At 58.9% G+C, this 6,326-nt stretch carries 6 protein-coding genes; all 6 read left to right on the forward strand.

The window, feature by feature from the left end; translation table 11 throughout:
* Window positions 1-77 precede the first annotated feature (77 nt).
* The 6 genes from AC0V6V_RS14285 to AC0V6V_RS14310 all read left to right on the forward strand — a co-directional run bounded on the left by AC0V6V_RS14285 (window position 78) and on the right by AC0V6V_RS14310 (window position 6,293).
* Window positions 78-851 carry an enoyl-CoA hydratase-related protein gene (locus tag AC0V6V_RS14285; RefSeq protein WP_486165976.1) on the forward strand — a complete coding sequence of 258 codons (774 nt, stop codon included), beginning with the start codon at window positions 78-80 and terminating at the stop codon, window positions 849-851.
* A 113-nt stretch (window positions 852-964) separates the two neighbouring features.
* Entirely contained in the window at window positions 965-3,118 is a 2,154-nt protein-coding gene (scpA, locus tag AC0V6V_RS14290; protein ID WP_486165977.1) for a methylmalonyl-CoA mutase, read from the forward strand.
* Between the two features lie 325 nt (window positions 3,119-3,443).
* The gene (locus AC0V6V_RS14295) at window positions 3,444-3,848 is read left to right on the forward strand and encodes a lysozyme inhibitor LprI family protein (protein WP_486165979.1); all 405 of its coding nucleotides are present in this window, start codon (window positions 3,444-3,446) and stop codon (window positions 3,846-3,848) included.
* Entirely contained in the window at window positions 3,849-4,859 is a 1,011-nt protein-coding gene (bioB, locus tag AC0V6V_RS14300) for a biotin synthase BioB (RefSeq protein WP_486165980.1), read from the forward strand.
* Between the two features lie 244 nt (window positions 4,860-5,103).
* Complete coding sequence (locus AC0V6V_RS14305; protein ID WP_486165981.1) at window positions 5,104-5,898, forward strand: heme-dependent oxidative N-demethylase family protein; 795 nt, start codon at window positions 5,104-5,106, stop codon at window positions 5,896-5,898.
* Window positions 5,895-6,293 (forward strand): lysozyme inhibitor LprI family protein, encoded by a 399-nt coding sequence (locus AC0V6V_RS14310; RefSeq protein WP_486165982.1) that lies wholly within the window; start codon window positions 5,895-5,897, stop codon window positions 6,291-6,293. The genes AC0V6V_RS14305 and AC0V6V_RS14310 overlap by 4 nt, the downstream gene beginning before the upstream one ends.
* Window positions 6,294-6,326 lie beyond the last annotated feature (33 nt).

A 6,326-nucleotide genomic window follows, 5' to 3' on the forward strand; every position in this document is an offset into this window, starting at 1 on the left:
GGGCTGCTCTTTCTTTTGGAGCGACGGATCATAAGAAGGGCAGGGCTTCGACAGGCTCAGCCCGAACGGAGTTTTAGATGACCTACGAAACAATCCGCGTCGAAACCGACGGTCCGCTGCTGACGATCACTCTGAACCGGCCTGATCGCCTCAATGCGATGCCGCCGCAAATGGCGGATGAGATTTGCGATGTGTTCTACGATCTGGGCGATGCCCGCGCGGTTCTCATCACGGGTGAGGGCAAAGGCTTTTGCTCTGGCGCGGACCTGTCTGCGCGATCAACCGGCGAAAAAGGCGGCAGCCACAAGGCTCTGCAAAACCACTACAACCCCGCGATCAGCCAAGTGCTGCGCGCGCCCGTGCCAGTGATCTGCGCGGTCAACGGTCCAGCGGCCGGCGTTGGCTGCTCGCTCGCTCTGGCGGCGGATTTCACCATTGCCAGTAAATCCGCCTATTTTCTTCAGGCTTTCGTCAATATCGGCCTGGTGCCTGACGGCGGATCAACCTGGCTGCTGTCCCGCGCCATTGGCCGTGCCCGTGCGACCCGGATGATGATGCTGGGCGAGAAAATCGGCGGTGAGCTAGCGGAAGAATGGGGCCTCGTTTACAAAGCAGTCGAGCCAGATCAGCTGATGAGCGAAGCGCGCGGCCTGGCAGAAAAGCTGGCCAACGGCCCAACCCAGGCAATCCGCATGATCAAAGAGAACCTTAATCTGGCGCTCGATGGCACAGTCCAACAGGTGTTTGTCCAAGAGGCTGAGGCACAGCGTATTGCCGGGGCCAGCGACGACGCGAAAGAGGGCGGCATGGCTTTCCTCGAAAAGCGCAAGGCTGATTTTAAAGGGGCGTAATATCTTCACGGCGTCCGCCCCGAGCTTGTCGAAGGGCCGCATTTTCCTCTAACTCTGTGCAACAGAGAAAACAGGGTTTCGACGGGCTCAGCCCGAACGGATATTGTTAGATTATGACTGAAAAACCGACCCCTTCCGACTGGAAAGCGCTTGCCGACAAAGAGTCCAAAGGGCGCGACCTGACTTGGTCGACGCCTGAGGGTTTCGATATAAAGCCGCTGTATACGGCGGAAGACCATGCGGATTTTGATCCCGGCCTGCCGGGCTTTGCGCCGTTTACGCGCGGAGTGAAGGCGAGCATGTATGCCGGGCGTCCGTGGACCATCCGGCAATATGCGGGCTTCTCCACCGCCGAGGAATCGAATGCGTTTTACCGGCGCAATCTGGCGGCGGGGCAAAAGGGTCTGTCGGTGGCTTTCGATCTCGCCACCCACCGCGGCTATGACAGCGACCATGCCCGCGTCGTCGGGGATGTTGGCAAGGCGGGCGTCGCGATCGACACGGTGGCGGATATGCAGGTGCTGTTCGACCAGATCCCGCTCGACACCATGTCAGTCAGCATGACTATGAACGGCGCGGTGATTCCGGTGATGGCGTTCTATATCGTCGCGGCAGAGCGTCAGGGGGTGAGCCAGGACAAGCTCTCAGGCACGATCCAGAACGACATCCTCAAAGAGTTCATGGTTCGCAACACCTACATCTATCCGCCAGGGCCGAGCATGCGGATTGTCTCGGACATCATTGGCTACACCAGCGCCAACATGCCGAAATTCAACAGCATTTCGATTTCGGGCTATCACATGCACGAGGCCGGAGCGACCGCAGTGCAGGAGCTCGCCTTCACCATCGCCGATGGCAAGGAATATGTGAAACGCGCGATGGCGACCGGGCTGGACATTGATGCGTTTGCAGGCCGGCTGTCGTTCTTCTTCGGCATCGGCATGAACTTCTTCATGGAGATTGCGAAGCTGCGCGCCGCGCGGACCCTTTGGTACCGCACCATGGACGAGCTGGGTGCGAAATCCGAGCGCTCAAAAATGCTGCGCACACACTGCCAGACGTCTGGCGTGTCCCTGCAAGAGCAAGACCCGTACAACAACGTCATCCGCACCACGGTGGAGGCGATGGCCGCTACGCTGGGCGGGACGCAAAGCCTGCACACCAACGCACTCGACGAGGCGATTGCTCTGCCAACCGACTTCTCCGCTCGGATCGCGCGCAACACGCAGCTGGTTTTGCAAGAGGAAAGCGGCATCACCAATGTCGTCGACCCGCTGGGCGGTTCGCACTACATCGAGGCCCTGACCGCGACTTTGGTGGACGAAGCTGAAAAGCTGATCGCCGAAGTAGACCAAGCGGGCGGTATGACCGCCTATGTCGATACAGGCGCGCCAAAGGCCGCGATTGAACGCGCCGCGGCGGAGAAACAGACCGGCATCGACAAGGGCAAAACCGTGATTGTCGGGGTGAACAAATACAGACAAGCTGAAGAGCAGCAGATAGACACGCTCGATATCGACAACGCGAAGGTGCGCGCCGGGCAGATCGAGCGCCTGAAACAAGTTCGCGCCGGCCGCGATGAAGCCGCCTGTCAGGCGGCGCTCAAAGCGCTCACCGAAGGCTGCGCATCGGGTGGCAACGTCCTTGGATTGGCCGTCGAAGCTGCTCGCTACGATGCGACGCTTGGAGAAATTTCATCCGCGATGGAGCAGGTGTTTGGCCGCCATGATGCGACGCCAAAGCCGGTCAGCGGCGTCTATGCCAGCGCGTATGAATTCGACCAGCGCTGGGCGCAGGTAACGGACGGCGTGTCGGCGGTTGAGCGCCGCCTTGGCCGCAAACCGCGCATCATGGTCGCGAAGATGGGGCAGGACGGGCACGATCGCGGGGCCAATGTGATCGCCTCTGCCTTCGCCGATATGGGGTTTGAAGTGATCAGCGGCCCGCTTTTCCAGACCCCGCCAGAGGCGCGCGATATGGCGCTGGAGCATGATGTTGACGTGATCGGGGCAAGCTCGCTCGCCGCAGGGCATAAGACCTTGATCCCGGAACTTATCAGCTTGCTCAAAGAGGCCGGCCGCGCGGACATCAAGGTGACCGCAGGCGGTGTGATCCCTCCACAGGATTACGACTTCCTGCGCGAAGCGGGCGTGCAGGGTATTTACGGACCCGGCTCAAACGTGGTCGAATGCGCAGCGGATATCTTGACGCTGCTTGGCCACAATATGCCGCCATTGGGCGAGGGACTTGAGGAGGCGGCTGAGTGATCTGGCTACGACTACTTGGGTACGTGGCGTTGGTGGCAATCGGCAGCATTTGCTGGTCGGTGATGTTTCTCTTCTATCCAATCATGGCCGGGTGGCAGCTTGGATTCTGTGACGGGGCGGCGGAGTTAACTCAGGCCAATCCTGATTGTCTGGAACCGCTATGGTATTGGCTCGGCATTACCAGTGTGCCAGCGATATTGATCGCCGGCGGAATCAGGAAAAGTCTCTCGGTCGTAAGAGAATCAGAAATGACAGAGTAGAGTGGCTATAGCAGCGATGAGAATTGCCTACCTGTGCGGACCACGTCGAAGATGGAAGCAGCAGAATGATTTGGATTACACTTTTGGCCAGCACCACTGGCCTAATCGGCACGAATGATTGCGACCGAGAGGCAGCTGAGGCGGGTGTTCAGGCCGCTCTTAACGCGTGCTCCTTTTTCGATTTGGGCGAAGCGGAAGAGAACCTCGACAATGCCTTCAGCGATGCAGCGGCTCAGGCGGTTTCCAACGATCGGCGCCGCGGCAAAATTGATATTGCGGTGACCGATCTCAGCCTTCTGACCGAGGCGCAAGAGCAATGGACCCGCTTTCGTGAGGCTCACTGCGCGGCTATGGCCGGCCCGCAGCAAGGCAGCTCGGCCGATTGGCCGCAGATCAAGAATGGCTGCATGATTGCAATGACCGATGCGCGCACCGCGCAGCTCCAAACCTACACCCGTGAGGTAAGATAAGTGACCCTAATACGTAACGACTGGACCCGCGAAGAGATCGCGGGACTGTTTGACCTGCCATTTACAGAACTGTTGTTTCAAGCGGCGAGCGCTCACCGCGAAAACCATCCACCAGAGCAGGTTCAGCTGTGCACTTTGTTGTCGATCAAGACCGGCGGTTGCCCAGAGGATTGCGGCTATTGCAGCCAGTCCGTGCATGCGGATAGCGGGGTCGAGGCGACCAAGCTGATGGATGTGCAGGCTGTCTTGCAATCTGCAGCTCAGGCCAAGGACCACGGCAGTCAACGGTTCTGCATGGGCGCCGCCTGGCGCAATCCCAAAGACCGCGACATGCCCGCGATTGTTGAGATTGTAAAAGGCGTGCGGGAAATGGGGCTTGAGACCTGTATGACGCTCGGCATGCTGACCCCGAAACAGGCCGACATGCTGGCCGAGGCTGGCCTCGATTATTACAATCACAACATCGACAGCAGCCCAGAGTATTACGAGCGTGTGATCAGCACGCGCGGGTTTGATGAGCGGATTGAAACACTCGATCATGTTCGCAATGCTGGGATCAATGTCTGCTCTGGCGGGATCGTGGGCATGGGCGAAACGCGAGAGGACCGCGTTGGTTTTGTGCACACTCTGGCGACTTTGGAAGCCCATCCTGAGAGCGTGCCAGTCAATGCGCTGGTCCCGGTAAAGGGCACCGTGCTGGGCGATATGCTGGCGGACACGCCGCTTGCCAAAATCGATGATATTGAGTTCGTCCGCACTGTTGCGGTGGCCCGGATTACGATGCCTATGAGCATGGTGCGACTGTCCGCTGGACGTGAGAGCATGAGCGAGGCGACGCAGGCTCTTTGCTTCCTCGCGGGTGCGAATTCGATCTTTACTGGAGACAAGCTGCTGACCGCACCCAATGCGGGTGATGACAGCGATGGCGCTTTGTTTGCGAAGCTAGGGCTTACCGCGCTCCAGCAAGAGGAGCCGTTGAGAGCGTGTAAAGTGAGTGAGCCCGCGGAGTGAGAAAGCTCACATATGTTGCAGCCGTGCTTTTGACAGGCTTGATGTATGTTGCGGGCTATGTGGCGCAATTCATCACTACAGTGCTGGCCATGTCATTCGATTTGCCCGGCCCATTGAGTGATGGGCCTTTTGCGTGGGTTTGGTTTGCTCTGAGTGTGGCAATTCTCTTTGTAATCTCGTTCGCTTTTTGCGCTTGGTTGGTTCGCCGAAGTGAACGAAATGCCGTCGATAGATCGACCTTCGAGTGACCCTCGGCTTCTCCGTCGATGAGCTTCTGCCTAAGGCGCGCGGCGGCGGGCAGCTCAAGATGGGCCTTAGCAAACTCTCCGAGGACAACTGGCTTCAGGCCAATCCTGACACAGCCGCCCGTCGCAAAGGCTTCACGGAGTTTCCAGAAGGCGCTCAGCTGACCGCAAAGGCTTTGGAGCCGGGCGAAGAATTGGCCGCAATGCTGGGCCTCAAAGGCGGCCTGATCGAGGCCGCGATGGCGCATCATGAAGACATGTGCCTGCTCACCCAGTTTGATGATGAAGAGCATTATCGCTTGATCGGGACGGCGGTGGCATGGCCAAGCGATTGGAGGCCAGCCGACAAAATGGGGCTGCCTCTGCGCGCGCTGCATGCGCCGATTGCAGGCTATGAAGAGCAGCTGGCGAGCGGCGTTGATCACTTTATGGCGAAGCTCCAGCCGGGCCAAATTTATGGCCGCTGCAATTGGTTTATCGCGCCTTCGGGAGAGAAACGCTGGCTCGCGGACAAGGCAGCACCAATCGCCTTTGCCCATGTCACACCAGAGAATGCCGGCGAAACCCTGTTTGTCCGATCAGAGCGGCAGACCCTGCGCCGCTTGCCGAAAACTGGCGCAATCCTGTTCACCATCGGCATTTATGTCGAACCGCTTGGCGCGCTGAGTGAGGCCAATATCGCTCGGCTAGCGGTGGCGGCTCAGACCCTGCTGGCAAATGAGGGTGACCGCAGAGGCGCGCCGCATTATGCAGCAAGCCTCAGCGCATTTGCCGCGCGAAAGGACCAGACATGATTTACGCTCTCTTCCTGTTACTCCAGGCTGACTACGTCCCGGCTTGTGACCAAGAAAAGGCCGATCAAGGCATCCAGCAAGAGATGAATATCTGTGCGCTCAATGACTATTTGGCCGCTGACAAGAAGCTCAACGAACAATGGGCGATCACCTCGTCCGTGATGAAATCTCGCGATGAAGGCTGGAAACCCGATTGGGACGAGCGCCCCGGCTATTTTGACAGTCTGCTCGCCTCCCAGCGCGCGTGGTTGAAATATCGCGACGCGCATTGCCGGGTGGAGGGTTATGTCTCGCGCGGTGGCTCGATGGAGCCGCTGCTCGTCTCTACTTGCAAGACCAGCCTAACCGAAGCGCGGACACAGGAATTGCGCTCGCTTGCAGACAGTCCCGCTTAAGACAACACCGCCGCCGTCTTGCTTGGCGCGCCT

It is taken from the genome of Erythrobacter sp. S249 (genome assembly GCF_057364975.1).